This window comes from Ideonella margarita (genome assembly GCF_038066635.1).
Classification (GTDB): Bacteria; Pseudomonadota; Gammaproteobacteria; order Burkholderiales; family Burkholderiaceae_C; genus Ideonella; species Ideonella margarita.
On the sequence record NZ_JBBUTI010000016.1, the window covers coordinates 18,100 to 39,048 of the forward strand.

A 20,949-nucleotide genomic window follows, 5' to 3' on the forward strand; every position below is an offset into this window, starting at 1 on the left:
TCTTCACAGTTTTGCAAGATGTAAACCGGCCGAAACTCATCACACACACCCACACAACCTGCAGTTTCGGAGCGCTCAATGACGACCCCCACCAAGAACGGCTTCTGGCAACGGCTCTGGGCCCGTGAGGCATCGGGCGTTGAGCAGGACGCGGCAGACATGGGCACCGCCATCGGCCTGGATTTCGTGCTCGACGAGCCGCCGCTGGTGGGCGTGGGCGCATCCGCCATGAGCAATGAGCTGGGCGGCTGGGGCGCACCGCGCCCGTTCAGCGGCGCCTGAAGCCGGCTGGCGGCCCACGGCCGCCGCCTGACCTCAGCGGATCAGCAGCACCGGCGTCGTGCAGTTCGCCAGCACCTTGGTGCTGACCGAGCCCATCACCAGGTTGCCGAGCGAGTTGTGGCCATGCGAGCCCAGCATCAGCAGGTCGAAGTCGCCCTTCTTGGCCAGCGTGGCGATCACGTCGGCCGGTGAGCCCACCTTGGCGACGAACTCGGCCCGGATTTTCTGCTTCGAGAAGAACGTGCGGATAGGCTTGAACACCTTCTCCGCCTCTTCGTCGTAGTACGACTTCAGCAATTCCTTGTCGAGCACCGACGCTGCGCGCGGCGGCACCGCCGGCACGGCCGTCACCACCACATAACTCTGCTGATCGCCCAGCCACTCATCGTGAGCGGCCAGATAGGCCAGCATGCGCTTGGTGAACGGGCTGCCATCAACGGCCACAAGAATCTTCATCGCAGTCTCCTGTCTGTGGGAATGCGATCAGTGTGGGCCTGCGCGGGCGCCAGCGCCTTGTTCAAGATCAAGGGCTGCGGACCTCGAGGAGGGCTCAGACCTCGATCAGCTTGAGCGGGTCATGCGTCTCTGCCTCGCCCTTCTTCACCAGCCCGCGGGCCTGGCAGACCACGCGGCTTGGCGCGCGGCCCGGGCGGTCCACGGTGTAGTCGTGGCGGCAGTGCAGGTGGCCGTGCAGCCACAGGTCGGCCCGGGGAATCAGGTCGTCGTCGGCATTGCAGAAACTCGCCGTGCCGGGTTGTTTGCCGTAGCGCGGATCACCGCTGCGCAGGCTGGGGGCGAAATGGGTGATCACGACGGTGGCGTCCCACTGGCCCTGCGGTGGCACGGCCAGCGCTTGTTCCAGCCACAGGCGGTCGGCCAGGCCGGTGGCGCGCACGGCGTCGGCGTCGAAGGGTTGACCGCCCTCATGGGTGCTGCGCTGCACGCGGGTGAAATAGTGGCCGGCGCGCATCGCACGTTCGCGCTGGGCGGCGCCGAACAGGTCGAAGTCCGACCATCGCACGGTGCCCACGAAGCGGATGCGACGGCCTCGGTCATCGGGGAGGATCAGCGTCTCCCGCGACAGCAAGGTCATGCCCAGTTCAGTGCAGCGTGCACGCAGGCCGGCGAGCGCCTCGGCCATGTCGCGGCCGTCGAACTCATGGTTGCCGGGCACGAAGATCACCGGCACCGGCCAGTTGGCAAACAGCTCGAGCCCGGCCCAGGTGGCATCAATGTCGCCGGCCAGCACCAGCAGCTCGGCGCCGGGGGCGGGCTGGGCTTCGAAGGTTTCGGTTTCAAGGTGCAGATCGGACAGAAGCTGGAGGCGCATGGGGCGGGATCATCGCAAAAAGCGGAATGGCCATCGCAAAAAGCACAACAGCCACCCGAAGGTGGCTGCTGCGGCAGGGCGCCGTGTGGCACCCCGAGGGCGGTCTGGCCGTTTGGCCAGCCGCGTCAGCCGGCCAGCTTGGCAGCCAGGGCCGCCTTGGTGTCCAGCAGCGCTTGCGGCAGGTGGTAAGACAGCTGGGTGAACAGCTCGTCGTGCAGCTTCAGCTCTTGCGTCCAGGCGGCGTGGTCCACGTCGATGACCGACTTGAACTGGTCGTGGCTGAAGTTCAGGCCGTCCCAGGTCAGGTCTTCGTAACGCGGGCTGACGCCGAACACGTTGTCGGTGCCGGTGGTGCCGCCATCCACACGTTCCAGCATCCACTTCATCACGCGGGCGTTGTCACCGTAGCCAGGCCAGACGAACTTGCCGTCAGCGCCCTTGCGGAACCAGTTGACGCAGTAGATCTTCGGCAGCTTGGCGCCCGAGGCGGCCAGCTTGGCGCCCAGGTCCAGCCAGTGCTGGAAGTAGTCGCTCATGTTGTAGCCCATGAAGGGCAGCATGGCGAATGGATCGCGACGCACCACACCTTGCTGGCCAGCGGCGGCAGCGGTGGTTTCCGAGCCCATCGTGGCGGCCATGTACACGCCTTCCACCCAGTTGCGGGCTTCGGTCACCAGCGGCACGGTGGTCGAGCGACGGCCACCGAAGATGAACGCGTCGATCGGCACGCCGGCGGCGTCGTCCCAGGCGGGGTCAAGCGCCGGGTTGTTGGTGGCGGCCACGGTGAAGCGGGCGTTCGGGTGTGCGGCCTTGGCGCCGGTCTGCTTGGCGATTTCAGGCGTCCAGTCCTTGCCCTGCCAGTCGATGCAGTGCGCAGGCGCTTCGCTCATGCCTTCCCACCACACGTCGCCGTCGTCGGTCAGCGCGACGTTGGTGAAGATGACGTCCTTGTTCAGGCTCGCCATGCAGTTCGGGTTGGTGTCGAAGTTGGTGCCCGGGGCCACGCCGAAGTAGCCGGCTTCCGGGTTGATGGCGTACAGACGACCATCAGCACCCGGCTTGATCCAGGCGATGTCGTCGCCGATGGTGGTGACCTTCCAGTTGCCCATGGCCGCCGGCGGAATCAGCATCGCGAAGTTGGTCTTGCCGCAGGCGCTCGGGAAGGCGGCTGCCACATGGTGCTTCTTGCCTTCGGGCGAGGTGACACCCAGGATCAGCATGTGCTCGGCCAGCCAGCCCTGGTCACGGCCCATGGTGGAGGCGATGCGCAGCGCGAAGCACTTCTTGCCCAGCAGCGCGTTGCCGCCGTAGCCGGAGCCGTACGACCAGATTTCGCGGGTCTCGGGGTAGTGGACGATGTACTTGGTGGTGTTGCACGGCCAGGCCACGTCAGCCTGACCTTCGGCCAGCGGTGCGCCCACGGTGTGCACGCACGGCACGAATTCGCCGTCGATGCCCAGCAGCTCCAGCACGGCCTTGCCCATGCGGGTCATGATGCGCATGTTGACGGCCACGTACGGGCTGTCCGAGAGCTCAACGCCGATGTGGGCGATCGGCGAGCCCAGCGGGCCCATCGAGAACGGCACGACATACAGCGTGCGGCCCTTCATGCTGCCCTTGAACAGCGCCGGGGTGCCGTCGGCCTGGCCGGTCTGCAGCAGGGCGCGCATCTCGGCCGGGGCCATCCAGTTGTTGGTCGGGCCGGCGTCTTCCTTGTTGGCCGAGCAGATGTAGGTGCGGTCTTCGACGCGCGCCACGTCGGAGGGCGACGAGCAGGCGAGGTAGCTGCCCGGGCGCTTGGCCGGGTTCAGCTTCTTGAAGGTGCCGGCGTCCACCAGTTGCTGGCAGAGGCGGTCGTATTCAGCCTGCGTGCCGTCACACCAGTACACGTCGCGGGCTTCGGTCAGGGCGGCGATCTGGCCAACCCATTCCACCAAGCGGGTGTGCTTGACGTAAGCGGGTACGTTGAGGCGCAGGCCTTCCATCACGGGGCGGTTCATAGGGGCTCCAATCATCAAAAAATAAAACGGGATTGGGCGAGCCTCGCGGGGGTGCGGGGCTCGCCCAATGCCGTGGCACGGAGAGCGGGAGAACGAACACAACCCGGGTGCAGGGTTACGGTGGTGCCACGGGGTGTTTTTGTGGGGATCGCCCATGAAAAGCCGCCGGCGGTACGCCGTTTTCAGTGTAACGGCGCCGTAACCCGGCGTGCTGGAACAACCCCGGTAAAAGTATGCAAATCCGGAATAACCAGATGCATGACGAGGCGACCTTGGCCTGGATCAAACCGCCGCAATCTAAATGAGACAGAATCGCATTTAAATTCTTCTGCCACCACCATGCTGCTCGCCGACCTGCCCAACGGGGTGCTCGCCACCGTGAATCTGCTTCGCAGTGGCGCTGCCGACATCGACGCCGCCACCCTGCGGCGCCTGGCAGAGCTGGGCTTTCTGCCCGGTGAGCCGGTGCGCGTGATGCACCGTGGCCCGGGCGGCCGCGAGCCGCTGGCCGTGCTGGTCGGCGACACCCTGTTTGCCCTGCGCCGTGTGGAGGCCGCCTGTGTCGATGTCACGCCCGCCTGATCAGGCCGACCACCTCGGCGGCCTGCACGCCCAGGCCGCCGCATTGGGCCGCGCGCCCGTGCTGGCGCTGGTGGGCAACCCGAACTGCGGCAAGACGGCGCTGTTCAACCTGCTGACCGGTGCGCGCCAGAAGGTGGCGAACTACGCCGGCGTCACGGTGGAGCGCAAGACCGGCTGGACCCGCCTGAGTGATGGCACCAGCGTGGCGGTGGTCGACCTGCCCGGCACCTACAGCCTGTTCCCCGCCACGCCTGATGAGGCCGTGACGCTCGAAGTGCTGGAAGGCCGTCGGGCGGACGAGCCCGCACCCGACGGCGTGGTGGCCGTGGTGGATGCGACCAACCTGCGCATGAACCTGCGGCTGGTGCTGGAAATGCGCGAGCGCGGCTGGCCGATGGTGGTGGCCCTGAACATGATGGACGCCGCCCGCCACCGCGGCGTCAACATCGACGTGGCGGCGCTCTCGCGCGAGCTGGGCTGCCCGGTGGTGGAAACCGTGGGCGTGAAGCACAACGGCCACCAGGCCTTGCTGGCGCAACTCTCGCTCGGCCTGCCGGCCTGGCCGCAGGCCGCGGCGGTGGATGGCGGAAAAGCGGCCCCAACTGACGCACAAACCATCCAGCGCGAGGTGCGACGCATCCTCGCCGTGGTGGCGCCCGGCGTGATGTCGACCGCGGGCAGCGCCCGGTTTCACCACCGCCTCGACGGCTGGGTGATGCACCCGGTGTGGGGCCTGCTGCTGCTGGCCAGCCTGCTGTTCGTGATGTTCCAGGCGGTGTTCGCCTGGGCCGTCTGGCCGATGGACCTGATCAAGGACGGCATGGCGGCGCTCGCCGAGTTCACCCAGGGCGCGATGGCCGAGGGCCCGCTGCGCAGCCTGCTGGTCGACGGCGTGATCGCCGGGGCCGGCGGCGTGCTGGTGTTCCTGCCGCAGATCCTGATCCTGTTTGCCTTCATCCTGGTGCTCGAGGACTCGGGCTACCTGCCGCGTGCCGCCTTCCTGCTTGACACTCTGATGGGTCGCGTCGGCCTGTCGGGGCGCGCTTTCATCCCGCTGCTGTCGAGCTTCGCCTGCGCCGTGCCCGGCATCATGGCCACGCGCAGCATCTCGAACTGGCGTGATCGCCTGGCGACCATCATGGTGGCGCCGCTGATGACCTGCTCGGCCCGGCTGCCGGTGTACGCCCTGCTCATCGGCGCCTTCGTGCCCGACCGCAGCGTGGGCTGGTTCAACCTGCGCGGTCTGACCTTGTTCGCGCTCTACGTGGCCGGCGTGCTGAGCGCCTGCGGCGTGGCCTGGCTGCTCAAGCGGGTGTGGATGAAGAGCAGCTACCAGCCGCTGATGCTGGAGCTGCCGCCCTACCGCCTGCCCAGCCTGCGCAGCCTGGCGCTGGGCCTGTGGGAGCGCGCCCGCATCTTCGTGCAGCGCGTGGGCACCATCATCTTTGCGCTGACGGTGCTGCTGTGGTTTCTCTCCACCTGGCCCGGCCCGCCCGATGGCGCCACCGGCCCGGCCATCCAGTACAGCTTCGCCGGCCAGCTGGGCCATGCGCTGGAAGTGCTGGTGGCACCGATCGGCTTCAACTGGCAGATCGCCATCGCGCTGGTGCCCGGCATGGCTGCGCGCGAGGTGGTGGTGGGAGCGCTGGGCACCGTGTATGCCTTGTCGGGTTCCGACGATGGCGTGGCCGAAGCGCTGAGCCCGGTGATCGCGCAGCAGTGGTCGCTGGCCACCGCCTACGCGCTGCTGGCGTGGTTCGTGTTTGCGCCGCAGTGCATCTCGACGCTGGCGACCGTCAAGCGCGAAACCAACTCCTGGCGCTATCCGCTGCTGATGACGACCTACCTGTTCGCGTTGGCGTACGGCGCGGCGTTTGTCACCTACCGCGTCACGCTGTGGCTGGGCGGCTGAGCCGCTGATCAACGACCACCCGACGACGCCGCCCACACCCCCATGCAAGCCCTGCTCACCGCCGCCATCGTGCTGGCCTGCGCCTGCTACGCCACCTGGGCATTGATGCCGGTCTCCTGGCGCCGCCGCGTCGCCAACCGGGCTTTGAGCGTGCCGCAACTGGCCGGCATGGGCTGGCTGCAACGCGCGGCGCGCCGGGGCGGCGCCTGTGGCTGTGACGGCTGCGACGGGCCGCCGGCCGGGGCTTCGAAGTCGTCAACATCGGGTGCCGCGGTGCAGGTCATCACCCTGCATCCGCGCAGGCCGGCGCCGGCTCGCTCACAATCCGGCCATGAAGATCCTGAGCGTGAACGTGGCCACCGCCAAGCCGGTGAACATCAACGGCCGTGAGGTCCTGACGGCGATCGGCAAGGTGCCGCAAACCGGCCCGGTGGCCTACGGCCCGATGGGTCTGGCGGGTGACGAGCAGGCGGACCGCAGCGTGCACGGCGGTTTGCGCAAGGCGGTGTACGCCTGCTTCTCCACCCACCTGCCGTTCTGGCGCACGGTGCGGGCGCAGGCCCGTGCCGCCTCGTGGGATGCCGACGTGCCGCCCGGCCTGCTGGGCGAAAACCTGACCATCGACGGCATGACCGAACGCGACCTGTGGCTGGGCGACCAGCTGGTGTTCGCCGACGGCGGCGTGCTGGTGGTGAGCGAGCCCCGCGAGCCGTGCTTCAAGTTCAATGCGGCGATGGGCTTTTCCAAGGCCGCCAAGCTGATGGCCGAGTCGGGCTACTGCGGCACTTACCTCGCCGTGCTCAAGCCCGGTCAGGTGCAGTCCGGCGACAGCTTCACGCTGGTGCCGGGCGACCGCGCACTCAGCCTGCCCGACGCCTTCCGCGACCGCATGGGCCGCCGCTGAGGGCGATCCGCGGCAATGAAAAACCCCCGCGGGCCAAGCAGGCCGGCGGGGGTTGAGGGTGAGTGGCAGAACGGGCGCCTCGCGACGCCCGTCTGCTCACGGGGGCGTCAGACGCCCGGCACCGGACGGGCGATGGTGATCACCGGGGTCGTCCAGGTTTCCCAGTGCGCCGGGTTGGTCTCGTCGCCCAGGGCCTTCAGCACTTCCACCTTGATCACGTACTGGCCGTTCGGCACGGTGATCGGTGCGCTGTCGCCGCGCACGACACGGCCGTCCCACTGGAAGGCCGAGAACGCCGTGGCGGTCGAGCTGCGCGGCAGGAAGTTGTCCTTCGAGACCGTGAACCACGACTTGCCGGTGTTGGCGTCATAGGCCGACAGGCGCACCTGGCGTGCATGGTGATCGAAGTGCATCAGCATGTACGGGATGTCGCCATTGGCCATCGTGAAGGTGCCGCCGGTGGCGCGGTTCTGGTAGCTGCTGCCCACCAGTTGTGCCAGCCACGGGAAGCCGTTGGCCGTCGGGGTCAGCACGACCTTCGACTGGTAGTCCCCCTTCATGCCGGCGTACGGCACACGCAGCACCTTGCCGTCCAGCGTCGAGGTGGCCACGATGTAGCCGCCGTAGATGCTGGCGTCAGGCAGCGCCGCCGGTGCCGTGATCGTCACGTCCACCGTGGCCGTGCCCTTGGGCGGCACGGTCACGCTGGTGGCGCTCAGGCTGACGGTGGCGCCAGTGCCCGAGAACGCCAGCGTGAAGCTGTTCGGGCCCGTGGACAGGGCGCCGGTGTGGCTCAGCGTGTAGGTCACCGAGGTCTTGCTGGTGTTGCGCAGCGTCAGGGTGCGCGTGGCCGGGCCGGCTTCGCTCTCACCCAGGGCCAGCTCGCTCGGGCTGATGGTCGTGGTCTGCAGCACGGCGCCCACCACGTCGGTCATGCCGGCGCCCTGGCGGTGCACCATGTCGAGGAAGCCCGCAGCCGGGTTGCCGCTCCACATCTTCGGATCGGCCGAGTTCTGCAGACGCTCCTTCACCGCGGCCGGGCTCAGACCCGGACGTGCTTCCAGCAGCAGGGCCACCGTGCCGGCCACGTTCGGCGAGGACATCGAGGTGCCCGACAGCGTGGCGTAGCCGCCTTGCTCCAGCGGCCAGGTCGAGTTGATCAGACCACCCGGGGCGCCGATGTTCGGCTTCAGGCTCAGGTCTGCGGCCAGGCCGTAGGAGCTGAAGCTGGAGATCAGGTTGCCCGTCGGGTTGGGGTAGCTGCCCGTGGTGTTGGCCCAGGTCAGGGTCACGTCGCCGGCCTGCAGGGCGGTGTCGATGCTGGCGCCGAAGACGTCAGACACGCCGACCACCGGGATGGTGATGGCAGGGCTGCCGACTACTGAAGGGCTCAGCGGGCCGGCAGCGTTGTTGTACAGCACCACGCCGACAGCGCCCGCGGCCTGCGCGTTCGTGGCCTTGACGTAGAAGCCGCAGGTGCCGCGGCGGATCAGGGCGATCTTGCCGGTCAGGCTGCCGGCGGGCAGGGCTGCGCAGGCGTCGTTGGCGGTGGTGGTGGTGCCGGTGCGGGCCATCAGCGCGCCGCCGGAGGTCGGGGCTGCCGGGGCGCCGGTGGCGTCCGAGAAGCCGACCAGGCCGCTGCTGCCGGTGACGCCGAACTGGCGCAGCACCACATGGCTGTTGTCGTAGGAAGCCACGCCGATGACGTTCTTGCCCACGCCCGGAGCGCCTGCGGCGTACAGGCCGCTGGTGCCGCTGTTGCCGATGGAGGCCACGACGATCATGCCCTTGCGCACCATGCGGTCAGCCGCCTTGGCGGACGGGTATTCCGGCCACTGGAACGACGAGCCGATGCTCATGTTGATGACCTGCATGCCGTCGGCCAGGGCGCGTTCCATGGCGGCGATCATCACGTCGGCCGTGGTGCTGCCGGCGCAGCCGAAGACGCGGTACGCGCCGAGGGTCACGTTCGGGGCCACGCCCTTGATGGCGCCGCTGGCGCCGACGATGCCTGCGACGTGCGTGCCGTGGCCGGCGCAGTCGTCAGGGTTGTCGTCAGGGGTGGTGACGGGGTTGTAGGCGGCGCTGCTCGGGTCGGCATTGAAGGCGTCACCGACGAAGTCGTAGCCGTACTTCACGCGGCTGGTGGGCAGCACGGAGGCGCCTTGCACGCCGGTGCCGCCGAGGTCCGGGTGGTCGAGGTCGACGCCGGTGTCGATGATGCCGACCTTCACGCCCTTGCCGCTCAGGCCCAGGGTGTTCTGGGCGACGTCCGCGCCGGTCATGGCCAGGGCGGTGGCCATGTTGGCCTCGTTGCTGCCGTCAGACTTCACCGGATTGGGGGCCTGGAAGACCATCATCGGGTAGAGCGCCTTGACGCCAGCCACGCGGGCCAGCTTCAGGCGCTCGGCCGGCGACACTTCCACCGACAGGCCGTTGAACAGCGTGTTGAAGGCGCGGCGGGTCTTGAACTTCACGCCGGCAGCGGCGGCGGCCTTCTTGAAGGCGGCATGCTCGCCTTGCACCTTGGCGGCATCGGTGCCTTCGGTGGTGGGGGCACTGTTGAACTCGACGAACCAGAGGTTCGGAGCTTCATTCGCGCTCACTGGCAGCTGCTGCACGGCGGCGTGGGCGGGGGCCATGCCGGCCGCCATGATTGCGGCCACAGCGCTGGCCACCATCGTCAAACGGATCAACTTCACTTGCGGGACTCCTGATGGGTTGGTGAGGCGGGGGTCGGCCTCACGGATGCGTGTGCTTCTGGCACACCACCGTTTCCGTTCGCAAGAACAGTGCCTGTCGACACATTTCTTAACGTCTGAAAACGATGCCCGGACTGTGCGGAAGTCCTCGCGAGGCGGCGATCGGGCTAACCCCAAGGATCAGCCGGAAGCCGGGTAATCTCGGGGGCGGGCTGTGCGCCCGGTGCCACGGGCGCTGCTCGGCGCCGGTGCGAAGAAAAGCGCGAAGAAGGGCGCCCCAAAACGGTTCCGGCCCCGAGAAGGGGCCGGCGAAGGGCGGGCGGCCGCGGCAGTGCCGCGGGCCGCAGGGGCAGGGCGTCAGGCCAGGGCCGGATAGTCGGTGTAGCCCTCGGCGCCACCGCCGTAGCAGGTCGCGAAGTTCACCTTGGCCTGCTCGGCGCCTTCGCGCAGGCGGCGGCCCAGGTCAGGGTTGGCGATGAACGGGCGGCCCCAGGCCACCAGATCGGCCGCGCCGCTCGCCAGCACCTCATCGGCCATCAGGCGGTTGTAGCCGTTGTTCACCATCCAGACGCCGCCGAACGCCGACTTCATCTCGGCGTAGTTGAACGGGGCCACGCCCTGGTCGCTCAGGTCACGCGGGCCGCCGGTCGAGCCTTCCACCACATGGCAGTACGCCAGCTTCAGCGGTTGCAGGCCACGGGCGACGTGGTCGAACAGGGCCTGGGCATTGCTGTCCTGGCCGCAGTCGTTGGCCGGGGTGATGGGCGACAGGCGGATGCCGGTGCGGCCACCGCCGATTTCAGCCGTCACGGCCTCGGCCACTTCCAGCAGGAAGCGGGCACGGTTGGCGATGGAGCCGCCGTAGGCGTCGGTGCGGTCATTCACCGAGTCACGCAGGAACTGCTCGATCAGGTAGCCGTTGGCCGCGTGGATCTCGACGCCGTCAAAACCGGCTTCGATGGCGTTGCGGGCCGCCACTCGGTAGTCATTGACGATGCCGGCGATCTCCTCGGTGGCCAGCGCGCGCGGTGCCGACACCTCGGCGAAACCGCCGGTGATGAAGGTCTTGCTGTTGGCGGGCTTGGCGCTCGACGACACCGGGGCTGCGCCATCAGGCAGCAGCGAGCTGTGCGAGATGCGGCCCACGTGCCAGAGCTGGATCACGATCTTGCCGCCTTCGGCATGCACCGCGTCGGTGACCTTCTTCCAGCCCGCCACCTGCTCGGCGCTGTAGATGCCCGGGGTGTCGAGGTAGCCCTGGGCCATCGGGCTGATCTGGCTGGCTTCGGTGATGATCAGACCGGCGCCGGTGGCCGGGTTGGCGCGCTGGCGGTAGTACTCGACCATCAGGTCGGTGGGCACGCGGCCGGCGCCGGCGCGGTTGCGGGTCAGCGGTGCCATCACGATGCGGTTGGCCACGGCGATGTCGCCGACCTGAAGGGGAGAGAAAAGTGTGCTCATGACGCAAAGCGTACTCGTACCGGTACAGTGCGGGATTGATCTGATCTGAAAGACCCCGCCATGCTGGCCTACCGCCACGCCTTCCATGCAGGCAACCACGCCGATGTGCTAAAGCATCTGGTGCTCACCCAGGTCCTGCGCTACATGGTGGGCAAGGACAAGCCCTTCCGCTACATCGACACCCATGCCGGTGCCGGTGGCTACCTGCTCAAGGGCGCGCAGGCCCAGAAAACGGCTGAGTACCGCGAAGGCATCAACCAGCTCTGGAGCCGGCCTGACCTGCCCCCGGCGCTGGCTGACTTCGTGCAGCTGGTGCAGACCTTCAACCTGCAGCCCGACGAAAACGGCGTCACGCCTCAGCTGGAGAAGGGCATGACCCCGCCGCTGGCGCTCTACCCCGGCTCGCCGTCGATCGCCCGCCTGCTGATGCCGCGTGGCTCGGCCATGCGCCTGTTCGAGCTGCACCCGTCCGATGCCCGCACGCTGGCCGCCCACTTTGGCGGCGAGCGCCAGGTGCAGGTGCTCAATGAAGACGGTTTTGCCGGCCTCAAGGGCCAGCTGCCGCCCACGCCGCGCCGCGCCGTCACCCTGATGGACCCGTCGTACGAGCTGGTGGCCGACTACGGCAAGGTCATCGCGTCGATGCGCGAGGCGGTCGCCCGCTTCGCCGAAGGCGTCTACATGGTCTGGTACCCGCAGGTCAGTCGCGTCGAGGCGGCCCAGTTGCCCAAGCGGCTGATGGCGCTGGCCCCGAAGGGCTGGCTGCATGTGCGCATGACGGTGAGCCAGCCCGACGAGCGCGGCTTCGGCCTGACCGGCAGCGGCATGTTCATCATCAACCCGCCGTACACGCTGCACCAGACGCTGGCCGCCGAGCTGCCGTTCCTGGTGGACGCGCTGGCCCAGTTCGATGGCGCCAGCTACCTGATCGAAGAGCAACCGGCGTGACCCCGCAGGGCTTGCCTGATGACCGGCGTGCTGCCGGTCCGCTCGCCGGCCTGAAGGTGCTGGAGCTTGGTCAGCTGATTGCCGGCCCGTTCGCCGGCAAGACGCTGGGCGACTTTGGCGCTGACGTCATCAAGATCGAGCCGCCCGCCAGCGGCCAGCAGCCCGGCGGTGACCCGCTGCGCCAGTGGCGCATGTTGCACGAAGGCACGAGCGTGTGGTGGCAGGTGCAGAGCCGCAACAAGCGCAGCGTGGTGCTTGATCTGCGCACGCCGGAAGGCCGTGAGGCCGTGCGCACGCTGATCGACGACGCCGACGTGCTGATCGAGAACTTCAAGCCCGGCACGCTGGAAAAGTGGGGCCTGGGGCCGGACGAGCTGCTGCGCACCAACCCGGGCCTGGTGATGCTGCGCATCAGCGGCTACGGCCAGGACGGCCCCTACCGCGATCTGCCCGGCTTCGCCGTGGTGGCCGAAGCCATGGGCGGCCTGCGCCACCTGATGGGCGAGCCCGGCCGCGTGCCGGTGCGCGCCGGGGTCAGCCTGGGCGACACGCTGGCGGCCTTGCACGGCGTGATCGGCGTGCTGCTGGCGCTGCAGGCGCGCAGCCAGTCGGTGTCGCCCGAGGCCCCGCGCGGCCGTGGCCAGGTGGTGGACGTGGCCCTGTACGAGGCCGTCTTCAACTGCATGGAAAGCCTGCTGCCCGAGTACAGCGCGTTCGGCGCCGTGCGTGAGCCGGCGGGCTCGGCGCTGCCCGGCATCGCACCCAGCAATGCCTACCGCTGCGCCGACGGCCAGGTGGTGATCGGCGGCAATGGTGATTCCATCTACAAGCGCCTGATGTCGGCCATCGGCCGCGATGACCTCGGGCAAGACCCGGCGCTGGCCAGCAATGCCGGCCGCGCCGCGCAGGTGGACCGCATCGATGCGGCCATCACGGCGTGGACGGTGGCCCGCAATGTTGACGACGTGGTGAGCACCCTGCAGGCCGTGAGCGTGCCGGTCGGTCGCATCTACACCGTGCGCGACATTGCCGCCGACCCGCATTTCCAGGCGCGCGGCATGATCCAGCGCATCGTCACGGCCACCGGCCTGGCGCTGGATGTGCCCGGCGTGGTGCCGCGCTTGAGCGAGACGCCCGGCGGCCTGTTCCGCCCGGCGCCCGCACTTGGCGAGCACACCCAAGAGGTGCTCGGCCGCAAATAGGCAGGTGGCCGGCTGTCACGGCACTTTCACGGATTTGCGGCATCCTGTCTCCTAGCAATATTTCGTGCATTCACCGGAGCGCAAGCGCATGGCCAAGTCTTTTGCAGCGATGGAAGATTCCAATCGCTCGTCCAACCCTACGATCCATGACGTGATGGACGCCCAGCGCCGGGTGCTGCTGCGTGGCGGCCTGGCCTCGTCGCTGGTGGCCCTGCTGGGCGGCGGTGCGCTGGCGGGTTGCGCCACCACCGGATCGGCCACTGGCGCCAACCCGGCCTCGCTGGGCCGCCAGATCGGTTTCACCTCGGTGCCGATGGCTGCACAAGACACGGTGACCGTGCCCCCGGGCTACACCGCCCGTGTGCTGTTCCGCTGGGGTGACCCGGTGGGCGTGCCCGGCCAGATGCCGGCGTTCCGCCCGGACGGCGGCAACAGCGCGGCCGACCAGGCCCTGCAAGGCGGCATGCACCACGACGGCATGGCCTGGTTCAGCCTCGACGGCGCGCGCCGCGGCCTGCTGACCATGAACCACGAATACACCGATGACGGCCTGCTGCATGCCGACGGCATGGACAACTGGTCGGCCGAGAAGGTGCGCAAGTCCATCGCCGCCCACGGCGTGTCGGTGATCGAGGTGGAACGCCAGGCCGACGGCCGCGTCACCCAGGTGCTGCCGTCGCGTTATGCCCGCCGCATCACCGCCGCCACGCCGTGCGTGGTGCAGGGCCCGGCCGCTGGCCACGCGCTGATGCGCACGGCTGCTGATCCCTCGGGCCGCAACGTGCTCGGCACGCTGAACAACTGCGCCAACGGCTACACGCCCTGGGGCACCTACCTGACCTGCGAAGAAAACTTCGCCAACTACTTCGAAGGCGCCGAGAAGCCGGATGCGCACCATGCGCGCTGGGGCATCAAGAAGGGCGGCGGCTTCTACCGCTGGCACGAGTTCGAAGAGCGCTTCGACGCCGTGCGCCACCCGAACGAATCCAACCGCTTTGGCTGGGTGGTCGAGATCGACCCGCAGAACCCCGACGCGGCCCCCATCAAGCGCACCGCCATGGGCCGCGCAGCCCACGAAGGCGCCGCCGTGGCGCTGACGGCCGAAGGCCATGCCGTGGTCTACATGGGTGAAGACGCGCGCTTCGAGTACATCTACAAGTTCGTCAGCCGCGACAAGATGCAGCCCGGTGGCGCCGCCGCCAACCGCGAGCTGCTTGACCACGGCACCTTGTTTGTCGGCCGCTTCGATGTGGACGGCACCGGCGCCTGGTTGCCGCTGGTGCATGGCCAGGGCCCGCTGACGGTGGCCAACGGTTTTGCCGACCAGGCCGAAGTGCTCATCAAGGCCCGCCAGGCCAGCGACCTGCTGGGCGGCACCAAGATGGACCGCCCCGAGTGGACGACGATCGACCCCATCACCAAGACCGTCTACTGCACGCTGACCAACAACAGCGACCGCGGCAAGCCGGGCCGTCCGTACATGGACGCCGCCAACCCGCGTGCCAACAACACCATGGGCCAGATCATCCGCTGGCAGGAGAAGGGCGACCTGAACGCCGCCACCTTCACCTGGGACCACCTGGTGCTGGCCGGTGATCCGAGCCTCTCGCGCGAAGGTGCCAAGGGCAACATCCGCGGCGACGTGTTCGGCAGCCCGGACGGCCTGTGGGTCGACCCGCGCGGCGTGCTGTGGATCCAGACCGACGTCTCCACCTCGACGCTGGGCAAGAACGACTACGTCAATCTGCCCAACAACCAGATGCTGGCCTGCGACCCGACGGTGGGCGAGATCCGCCGCTTCCTGGTCGGCCCGGCCGGCTGCGAGCTGACGGGCATCACCATGACCAGCGACCTGCGCGCGCTGTTCGTGAACATCCAGCACCCGGGCGAATCGCCGACCGAGCGCAGCGACCCGCGCCAGCCGATGAAGATCTCGAGCTGGCCGGACCGCGCCGGCCGCCCGCGCTCGGCCACGCTGGTCATCACCCGCGACGACGGAGGCATCATCGGCACCTGAGTCAGCGCTTGAACATGCTGCTGCGGTATGGTGCGGTGGGTCAGCCACTACCGCATCCATTGCCTCCAGCGTCATGTTGCGTCGAGATCTGCTGGCCCTGACGGGCCTGATGGTGGGCGCCGGCCCCAGCGCCTGGGCGGCGGGGTCGGCGGCTGCCCTTCCGGCTGCCACATCATCAGCACTAGCGCCCACCGCCCTCTGGCCCGGTGAGCTGCAGCTGCAGGTGGATGCCACTGACCTCAGCCGGCGCCTGTTGCGCGCCGAGTTGACGGTGCCTGTGGCGCATCTGACCGCACAGGCTGGTCAGACCTTGCGCCTCGCCTACCCCCGCTTCCTGCCCGGCGCTCACGGGCCCTATGGCGACGTGAGCCGCCTGGCGGGCTTGCGCTGCCGCACCGAGGCCGGCCCGCTGGCCTGGCAGCGCGATGCGCTCGATACCCACGTCTTCCAGGTGCAGTTGCCCGCCGGGGCGCAGCAGCTGCAGCTGTCCTTCCAGTACCTGGCGCCGGTGCAGCCGGGCGGCGAGCGGCTGAGCATCACCCGACAGATGCTGGGCATTGAATGGGAAACCGTGCTGCTGCTGCCGGCAGACTGGCCCGTGGCTGCGCTGCCGGTGCGCACCCGCCTGCGCCTGCCGCCGGGCTGGACCGCGCTCACGGCCTTGCGTGCGCCCACGGGCGAGCTGGCCAGTGCCGATGCCCAGGGCCTGCACACCTTTGCAACGACGACGGCCGAGGCGCTGATCGACGCGCCGCTGTTCGCCGGCCTGCACACCCGCCGCATCGCGCTGGATGCGCCCGGCACGCCGCGCGCCGTGTGGCTGAACCTGGTGGCCGATCATCCGAAGGCGCTGCAGGCCAGCGCCGTGCAGCTGGACGCCCACCGCGCGCTGGTGAAGCAGGCGGACGCGCTGTTCGGTGGCGAGCGCCCGTGGCGCCACTACGACTTTCTGCTGGCGCTGTCCGATGAGTTCGGCGGCATTGGCCTGGAGCACCAGGAGTCGAGTGAAAACGCGCTGGCGCCTGACTACTTCGACGAGTGGGACGCCGCCATCCGCGGCCGCGAATTGCTGCCGCACGAGTTCGTGCATGCGTGGAACGGCAAGGCGCAGCGCCCGGCCGATCTCTGGGTGCCGCACTACAACACGCCCATGGGCACTTCGCTGCTGTGGGTCTACGAGGGCCTGACGCAGTACTGGGGCCATGTGCTGGCGGCCCGTGCCGGCCTCACCACTGCCGAGCAGGCCCGCGACCGCCTGGCCTGGACGCTGGCCGAGTGGCAGGCCCGCAGCGGCCGCGCCTGGCGCTCCTTGCAAGACACCACCGCCGAGCCGCGCCTGGGCCCCGGCCACACCGCCGAGTGGGAAGACTGGCAGCGCACGGCCGACTACTACGACGAAGGCCAGCTGCTGTGGCTGGAGGTGGACTTGCTGCTGCGTCGGCAGGGCCGCGGCGGCGTCTCGCTCGATGATGTCGGCCGCGCGTTTTTCGGGCGGCCGGCACCAAGGGATGCCGCGGGCCGCGTGCTGCCCATGACCTACCAGCTCGATGACGTGGTGGCAGCGCTGCAGCGCCTGTTGCCCATTGACTGGCAGGCGTTTTTCCGGGAGCGTCTGGACCGCACCAACCTGGCCGCAGCCGCCCCGCAGGTGCTGGCCAACGCCGGCTGGCGCCTGGTGTGGCACGCCGAGGAAAGCCGCTTCGCGCAGCATGAGCGCGGCTGGTCAGGCCCGAACGGCAATGAGCGTCCGCAAGACCTGGCGCATTCGCTCGGCCTGCGTGTGGCCTCGGACGGCAAGCTGGTGAACGTGATGTGGGACAGCCCGGCCTGGCGCGCCGAGCTGGCGCCGGGCATGGTGCTGCTGGCCGTGAATGGCCGTGGCTACAAGCCCGACCGGCTGGCGCAGGCGGTGGCTGACATGGAGGCCAGTCGAAGCGCCCCGACACCCCTGCGCCTGTGGCTGAAGGACGGCGACCGCTACTTCGAGGCCATGCCGGCAGTGACCAGCGGTCTGCGCTACCCGGCGCTGGAGCGGGTGGCGGCGCAGTCGGATCTGCTCTCCGGCGTGTACGCGGCGCGCGCACCGGGGGCCTGACGAGGCGGGGCGAATGTGTAGCAGGAACTGGCTGGCTTTGATGTAACGTCAGCCGCTTCTTTCAACGTCCCCGGGAAGTTTCGCGATGCCACGTTCCGTGACCCACAAGGTCTTCTGGAGGCGTGGGCTGGCAGCTCCGTGTGCAGTGGCCCTGATCGGCGCCCTGACTGGAGCGGTGCCTGCCCAGGCCGCACCCACCGCCCCCACGCTGCTGCCCCTGCCGCCCGCCATTCCGGCACCGGTCAACCAGGCCTGGCCCGGCGTGCTGCAACTGGAGGTGGATGCGTCCGACCTCGATCACCGCGTCCAGCAGGTGCGCCTCACGGTGCCGGTCAAGCGCCCGGGTGAGCGGCTCACGCTGCTGTACCCGCGCTGGCTGCCCGGCACCCATTCGGCCTCGGGCGATGTGAACCAGCTGGCCGGCCTCATCGTGCGGGCCGGCGGCAAGACCCTGGCGTGGGAGCGCGACACGGTGGATGCGCATGCCTTCCACGTCGACGTGCCTGCGGGCGTGAAGCAGCTGCAGCTGGAGTACCAGCACCTCAGCCCGGTGAACCGCAGCAACGGACGTGTGGCCGTCAGCCCGGCCATCGTCGGCGTGCAGTGGAACCAGGTGATGCTCTACCCGGCCGGCCACTACGCCAGCGCCATCCAGGTGCAGGCCCGCCTCAAGCTGCCAGCCGGCTGGCAGCAGGGCTCGGCCCTGCGTGGTCTGGACGGCAAGCCCACGCAGCCCGGCACGGACGGCTGGGTGCGTTATGCCCCGGCCTCGCTCGAAACGCTGGTCGATTCACCGGTGTTCGCCGGCCGCCATTTCAAGCGGCTGGAGCTCGATGAGCCCGGCACGCCCAACCCGGTCGCGCTGAACATGGTGGCCGACGAGGCCGAGCAGCTCGAGGCCACGCCCGAGCAGGTGCAGGCGCACCGCGATCTGGTGACGCAGGCCCACAAGCTGTTTGGCGCACGGCACTTCCGCCAGTACGACTTTCTGTTCGCGCAGAGCCGCGAGTTCGGCGGCATCGGCCTGGAGCATCAGGAGTCCAGCGAAAACGGCGTGCGCCCGGGCTACTTCAAGGACTGGGACAAGCGCCAGGGCTCGCGTGAGCTGCTGCCGCATGAGTTCGTGCATTCCTGGAACGGCAAATTCCGCCGCCCGGCCGATCTGTGGACGCCCCAGTACAACCTGCCGATGCGCAACTCGCTGCTGTGGCTGTATGAAGGCCAGACGCAGTTCTGGGGCCATGTGCTGGCGGCGCGGTCGGGCTTGTCGACGCCCGAGCAATCGCGTGACCGCCTGGCCAACACCATCGCCTGGCTCGACGCCCGCGCAGGCCGCCTCTGGCGCAACCTGCAAGACACCACCAACGAGGGCACGATGGGCGCCCGCGGTCGTGGCAAGGACTGGGGCGACTGGCAGCGCGGCGCCGACTACTACGACGAAGCCACGCTGATCTGGCTCGACGCCGACACCCTGATCCGCGAAAAGACCGCCGAGCGCCAGTCGATGGACGACTTCGCCCGCGCCTTCTTCGGCACCCCGCATGCCAGCGCCGCTGATGGCGCGGTGCAGCCGCTGACCTACCGCTTCGATGACATCGTGGCCACGCTGAACACCGTGGCACCGAACGACTGGGCGGCCTTCCTGCGCCAGCGCCTGGACCGCACCGGCACCGGCGCGCCGCTGGACGGTCTGGCGCGCAGCGGCTGGAAGCTGGTGTGGCGCGAGACCGAAAGCAAGTTTGCCCGCGGCAGCGGCGGCGGTGGTGATGACGCCGAGCGCAGCCAGGATCTGTCGTGGTCGCTCGGTGTGCGCGTGGCGGCGGACGGCAAGCTGGACGCCGTGGCCTGGGACAGCCCGGCCTTCAAGGCGGGCCTGGCCCCGGGCATGCAGATCGTCGCGGTGCAGATGGCCAGCTACAAGCCGGAACGCCTGGCCGCGGCCATCACCGCCAACAAGGACGGCAAGCAGCCGGTGGCCTTGCTGGTGAAGCAGGGCGAGTTGTACCGCCAGGTCAGCATCGACTGGCGCGGTGGCCTGCGCTACCCGGCGCTTGAGCGCATCGCGGGCACGCCCGACCGCCTGGGCAGCCTGTACGCGCCCCGGCCCTGAAGTTCAGCCGTGTTCCGGGCGCTTCAAGTCCCGGAACGCGGCGAACAACCACGAGCGCATCCCGATCACCAGCGTGTAGGGGCGCTTCTGGTCGGCCGGCAACTTCTGGTCGGCCAGGTGCTGCTGCGCAAAGTCCTGGGCCACGCGCTGCAGCCGTTCATTGAACAGCTGCGCCAGGCTGCGGCCGATCTGGCCGTGCACCAGCGTCAGCATCTCGCCCTCGCCGTCGAAGCCGCCGCTGTAATAGTCGCCCACCACTTCGTCGCGGAAGAAGGTCATCACCGGGCCGTGCGGGCGCCAGCGGAAGGCCTTGGCCACCATCAGGCGGTAGCGGTTCATCGGCCGCAGCTCGATGATGCCCAGCCGGTCCAGGTGAGCCAGGTGGCGGATGGCTTCGGCCTCGGTCAGCCGGTAGCTGCCCAGCACCTGCTCCAGCGTCCACTGGCTCATGCAGCAGATGGCCATCAGCAGCAGCTTGCGGTCGCTCACCACCGCGCGCTCCTGCTCCAGTGTCAGTTCGCGGCGCAGCGGCTGGGCATCGGCGACCTTGCGGGCGAGGTCGGCGAAGTCGGTCTTCAGCACCCGGCAAATCTCGTCGATGCGCGACAGCGGCATGTCGCCCCGGGCCAGCATGCGCTTCACGCTGGACTCGGCCAGGTTCAGCCCCTGGGCCAGATCGGCGTAGGTGAGCCCGGCTGACTTGAGCTCTGACTTGATGACCTGGACGAGCGTCTGGGTGCTGGACATGCGGGCCTCTTCCTGCGGAAAGTATCTCCATACGCTACCAGATGTCTTGATTGAATAGACTGGTACCGAATTGCAGTGCTCCTGGCGGCCGGCCTCGGCAACATCGTGGCCATGTTCAACCAAGCCCCAAGGCCTGCCATGTCTGCCGATGCCTACCCCACCCATGTTCGCCGTGACACCGCCGCCTGGCGCCTCCAGGTCTGGGTGTCGTTCGGCCTGGCCGTGTCCCTTTGCGCCATCGGCCTGGCCTGGTTGCCGGGTGATGACCTCGACCGTGCCTTCATGGTCATGGGCTATGTGTTCTGCCTGAGCACGGCGTTCGGCTTGTCGAAGTTCATCCGTGACAACCAGGGCCGCAGCGTGGACACGCCGATGTGGCGGCTGGTGGTGTGGAGCGGCTTCTTCCTGGCCATGGGCCTGACCGGCTGGGGCCTGTGGCGCATGAGCATCCAGCCCGTCTGGAAGGCCTACCTGCTGGTGGCCTGGCTGTTCCTGATCTCCAGCGTGTTCACCCTGGCCAAGACGCTGCGTGATGCCTACGACGCCGACCTGATGGCGGCCCATCTGGCTGGCCGCCGTGAAGCCTCACGCCAGGTTTGATGCCGCCTGACCTTTTCCCGCCCCATCTGACTCGTCCTTCCAAGACAGGAGCCTCTT

At 68.7% G+C, this 20,949-nt stretch carries 17 protein-coding genes; 11 read left to right on the forward strand and 6 right to left on the reverse strand.

From position 1 onward, the window contains the following. The first annotated feature begins 78 nt into the window (after positions 1-78). A complete protein-coding gene (locus tag AACH00_RS18450) occupies positions 79-282 on the forward strand; it encodes a hypothetical protein (protein WP_341400652.1) in 204 nt (67 codons plus the stop codon). Between the two features lie 33 nt (positions 283-315). Here AACH00_RS18450 and AACH00_RS18455 read toward each other — a convergent pair whose 3' ends face one another. The 3 genes from AACH00_RS18455 to AACH00_RS18465 all read right to left on the reverse strand — a co-directional run bounded on the left by AACH00_RS18455 (position 316) and on the right by AACH00_RS18465 (position 3,612). Continuing rightward, entirely contained in the window at positions 316-738 is a 423-nt protein-coding gene (locus tag AACH00_RS18455; protein WP_341400653.1) for a universal stress protein, read from the reverse strand. A 94-nt stretch (positions 739-832) separates the two neighbouring features. Next, positions 833-1,612, reverse strand: a complete 780-nt coding sequence (locus AACH00_RS18460; RefSeq protein ID WP_341400654.1) for a metallophosphoesterase — start codon at positions 1,610-1,612, stop codon at positions 833-835. A 125-nt stretch (positions 1,613-1,737) separates the two neighbouring features. Then, a complete protein-coding gene (locus tag AACH00_RS18465) occupies positions 1,738-3,612 on the reverse strand; it encodes a phosphoenolpyruvate carboxykinase (GTP) (RefSeq protein ID WP_341400655.1) in 1,875 nt (624 codons plus the stop codon). Positions 3,613-3,951: 339 nt separating this feature from the next. Here AACH00_RS18465 and AACH00_RS18470 point away from each other — a divergent pair, with 339 nt between their 5' ends. Genes AACH00_RS18470 through AACH00_RS18485 form a run of 4 tightly spaced genes read left to right on the forward strand, consistent with a single transcriptional unit; the run spans position 3,952 to position 7,010 of the window. Next, positions 3,952-4,194, forward strand: a complete 243-nt coding sequence (locus tag AACH00_RS18470; RefSeq protein ID WP_341400656.1) for a FeoA family protein — start codon at positions 3,952-3,954, stop codon at positions 4,192-4,194. After that, entirely contained in the window at positions 4,178-6,106 is a 1,929-nt protein-coding gene (gene feoB / locus AACH00_RS18475; RefSeq protein ID WP_341400657.1) for a ferrous iron transporter B, read from the forward strand. The genes AACH00_RS18470 and feoB overlap by 17 nt, the downstream gene beginning before the upstream one ends. A gap of 42 nt (positions 6,107-6,148) precedes the next feature. Beyond that, complete coding sequence (locus tag AACH00_RS18480; RefSeq protein ID WP_341400658.1) at positions 6,149-6,496, forward strand: hypothetical protein; 348 nt, start codon at positions 6,149-6,151, stop codon at positions 6,494-6,496. Continuing rightward, positions 6,438-7,010, forward strand: a complete 573-nt coding sequence (locus AACH00_RS18485; RefSeq protein ID WP_341400659.1) for an MOSC domain-containing protein — start codon at positions 6,438-6,440, stop codon at positions 7,008-7,010. Before AACH00_RS18480 ends, AACH00_RS18485 begins: the two co-directional genes overlap by 59 nt. 107 nt (positions 7,011-7,117) lie before the next feature. Here AACH00_RS18485 and AACH00_RS18490 read toward each other — a convergent pair whose 3' ends face one another. After that, positions 7,118-9,712: a S8 family peptidase gene (locus tag AACH00_RS18490; protein ID WP_341400660.1), complete on the reverse strand. Its 2,595-nt coding sequence runs from the start codon at positions 9,710-9,712 to the stop codon at positions 7,118-7,120. Between the two features lie 357 nt (positions 9,713-10,069). Further along, positions 10,070-11,173 (reverse strand): alkene reductase, encoded by a 1,104-nt coding sequence (locus AACH00_RS18495; RefSeq protein ID WP_341400661.1) that lies wholly within the window; start codon positions 11,171-11,173, stop codon positions 10,070-10,072. Positions 11,174-11,233: 60 nt separating this feature from the next. On the opposite strand from AACH00_RS18495, the gene AACH00_RS18500 reads away from it, so the two are divergent. The 5 genes from AACH00_RS18500 to AACH00_RS18520 all read left to right on the forward strand — a co-directional run bounded on the left by AACH00_RS18500 (position 11,234) and on the right by AACH00_RS18520 (position 19,545). Further along, on the forward strand, positions 11,234-12,121 hold the full coding sequence (locus AACH00_RS18500) for a 23S rRNA (adenine(2030)-N(6))-methyltransferase RlmJ (RefSeq protein ID WP_341400662.1): 888 nt from the start codon (positions 11,234-11,236) through the stop codon (positions 12,119-12,121). Next, positions 12,118-13,323 carry a CaiB/BaiF CoA transferase family protein gene (locus tag AACH00_RS18505; protein WP_341400663.1) on the forward strand — a complete coding sequence of 402 codons (1,206 nt, stop codon included), beginning with the start codon at positions 12,118-12,120 and terminating at the stop codon, positions 13,321-13,323. The genes AACH00_RS18500 and AACH00_RS18505 overlap by 4 nt, the downstream gene beginning before the upstream one ends. An 88-nt stretch (positions 13,324-13,411) precedes the next feature. Beyond that, entirely contained in the window at positions 13,412-15,340 is a 1,929-nt protein-coding gene (locus AACH00_RS18510; RefSeq protein WP_341400664.1) for a PhoX family protein, read from the forward strand. A gap of 73 nt (positions 15,341-15,413) precedes the next feature. Further along, the gene (locus AACH00_RS18515; RefSeq protein WP_341400665.1) at positions 15,414-17,435 is read left to right on the forward strand and encodes a M61 family metallopeptidase; all 2,022 of its coding nucleotides are present in this window, start codon (positions 15,414-15,416) and stop codon (positions 17,433-17,435) included. Positions 17,436-17,520: 85 nt separating this feature from the next. Then, the gene (locus AACH00_RS18520) at positions 17,521-19,545 is read left to right on the forward strand and encodes a M61 family metallopeptidase (RefSeq protein ID WP_341400666.1); all 2,025 of its coding nucleotides are present in this window, start codon (positions 17,521-17,523) and stop codon (positions 19,543-19,545) included. Between the two features lie 3 nt (positions 19,546-19,548). Here AACH00_RS18520 and AACH00_RS18525 read toward each other — a convergent pair whose 3' ends face one another. After that, a complete protein-coding gene (locus AACH00_RS18525) occupies positions 19,549-20,292 on the reverse strand; it encodes a helix-turn-helix domain-containing protein (protein WP_341400667.1) in 744 nt (247 codons plus the stop codon). Between the two features lie 138 nt (positions 20,293-20,430). Here AACH00_RS18525 and AACH00_RS18530 point away from each other — a divergent pair, with 138 nt between their 5' ends. Then, on the forward strand, positions 20,431-20,892 hold the full coding sequence (locus tag AACH00_RS18530; protein ID WP_341400668.1) for a YiaA/YiaB family inner membrane protein: 462 nt from the start codon (positions 20,431-20,433) through the stop codon (positions 20,890-20,892). Positions 20,893-20,949: the final 57 nt, after the last annotated feature.

Bases quoted from the DNA above. Each gene is read 5' to 3' on its own strand.
- AACH00_RS18450 (WP_341400652.1), top strand. From the start codon at position 79: ATGACGACCCCCACCAAGAACGGCTTCTGGCAACGGCTCTGGGCCCGT.
- AACH00_RS18455 (WP_341400653.1), bottom strand. From the start codon at position 738: ATGAAGATTCTTGTGGCCGTTGATGGCAGCCCGTTCACCAAGCGCATG.
- AACH00_RS18460 (WP_341400654.1), bottom strand. From the start codon at position 1,612: ATGCGCCTCCAGCTTCTGTCCGATCTGCACCTTGAAACCGAAACCTTC.
- AACH00_RS18465 (WP_341400655.1), bottom strand. From the start codon at position 3,612: ATGAACCGCCCCGTGATGGAAGGCCTGCGCCTCAACGTACCCGCTTAC.
- AACH00_RS18470 (WP_341400656.1), top strand. From the start codon at position 3,952: ATGCTGCTCGCCGACCTGCCCAACGGGGTGCTCGCCACCGTGAATCTG.
- feoB (WP_341400657.1), top strand. From the start codon at position 4,178: ATGTCACGCCCGCCTGATCAGGCCGACCACCTCGGCGGCCTGCACGCC.
- AACH00_RS18480 (WP_341400658.1), top strand. From the start codon at position 6,149: ATGCAAGCCCTGCTCACCGCCGCCATCGTGCTGGCCTGCGCCTGCTAC.
- AACH00_RS18485 (WP_341400659.1), top strand. From the start codon at position 6,438: ATGAAGATCCTGAGCGTGAACGTGGCCACCGCCAAGCCGGTGAACATC.
- AACH00_RS18495 (WP_341400661.1), bottom strand. From the start codon at position 11,173: ATGAGCACACTTTTCTCTCCCCTTCAGGTCGGCGACATCGCCGTGGCC.
- AACH00_RS18500 (WP_341400662.1), top strand. From the start codon at position 11,234: ATGCTGGCCTACCGCCACGCCTTCCATGCAGGCAACCACGCCGATGTG.
- AACH00_RS18510 (WP_341400664.1), top strand. From the start codon at position 13,412: ATGGCCAAGTCTTTTGCAGCGATGGAAGATTCCAATCGCTCGTCCAAC.
- AACH00_RS18515 (WP_341400665.1), top strand. From the start codon at position 15,414: ATGTTGCGTCGAGATCTGCTGGCCCTGACGGGCCTGATGGTGGGCGCC.
- AACH00_RS18520 (WP_341400666.1), top strand. From the start codon at position 17,521: ATGCCACGTTCCGTGACCCACAAGGTCTTCTGGAGGCGTGGGCTGGCA.
- AACH00_RS18525 (WP_341400667.1), bottom strand. From the start codon at position 20,292: ATGTCCAGCACCCAGACGCTCGTCCAGGTCATCAAGTCAGAGCTCAAG.
- AACH00_RS18530 (WP_341400668.1), top strand. From the start codon at position 20,431: ATGTCTGCCGATGCCTACCCCACCCATGTTCGCCGTGACACCGCCGCC.